At 62.7% G+C, this 700-nt stretch carries 1 protein-coding gene; it reads left to right on the top strand.

Annotated elements, in window-relative coordinates:
• Positions 1–168: 168 nt before the first annotated feature.
• Complete coding sequence (locus tag J0A65_RS24835) at positions 169–678, top strand: carboxypeptidase-like regulatory domain-containing protein (RefSeq protein WP_206596903.1); 510 nt, start codon at positions 169–171, stop codon at positions 676–678.
• The last annotated feature ends 22 nt before the right edge of the window (positions 679–700 follow it).

Raw genomic sequence — 700 nt, 5'->3', positions numbered from 1 at the left:
GGGCAATCTCGAGCACTGGTGGCATCACTGCTGGTGGCCTTACTGGCAGTCCCTGACTCAGGAACAGCGCAGTGACTGGTTGCACAACCCCGCTCACCCTGAAGCCTGGCGTGAGTATGTGCAGTTGCAGGACGCCTTTGCCGGCAATGACCTGGAGTCGTCTGTCTGATGTCTTTCCATCATGGCTATGAGGGCGACTTTGCGCCTCAGGGAACACTGGGCTTCAGCGTGATGCTCGCTGCGTTCTCTGCACTCGGTGCCTGTGTTCCCTACCCGCACTCGGTGATCCGGAACGCTGCCATCGAGGGCCGTGTGCTGTCTGCCGAGACAGGGTTGGGCGTGCCGGGCGCCACGCTCGAGCTGCAGGTTCGCAGTGACGCGTCGTGGGTATCCGAAACCCTCAGCGATTCCGCTGGGCGCTTCGCCTTTGCCGAGCGACGTGACCATCGCCTGATGGCCTGGCTGGCCGATGCGCCACGCTGCCTGACCGCGCTCTCGGTCAGTGCCCCGGGTTATCACACGCGTCGCTGCGGCTGGATCAGCCTGCAGGGATGCTCGTCAGAACCGATGAAGCTGCCACGGCTGCTGCTGCAGCCGGAACACCTCGCAGAGCGCGAAGAAGAGATGCCGGACAGCCTCTGGCAATGCACCGAATCGGCCATGGAGAAGGCCCGCTAATGTCTTTCAACCACTACTACCA

Origin of the sequence: Bowmanella yangjiangensis (genome assembly GCF_017255015.1) — a bacterium.
GTDB classification, from domain to species: Bacteria; Pseudomonadota; Gammaproteobacteria; order Enterobacterales; family Alteromonadaceae; genus Bowmanella; species Bowmanella yangjiangensis.
Note: the sequence above shows the minus strand (reverse complement) of the source record. Positions and strands in the feature narration are given on the sequence as shown.

Excerpts from the sequence above, each read along its gene's own strand:
- J0A65_RS24835 (WP_206596903.1), top strand. The coding sequence starts at position 169 with ATGTCTTTCCATCATGGCTATGAGGGCGACTTTGCGCCTCAGGGAACA.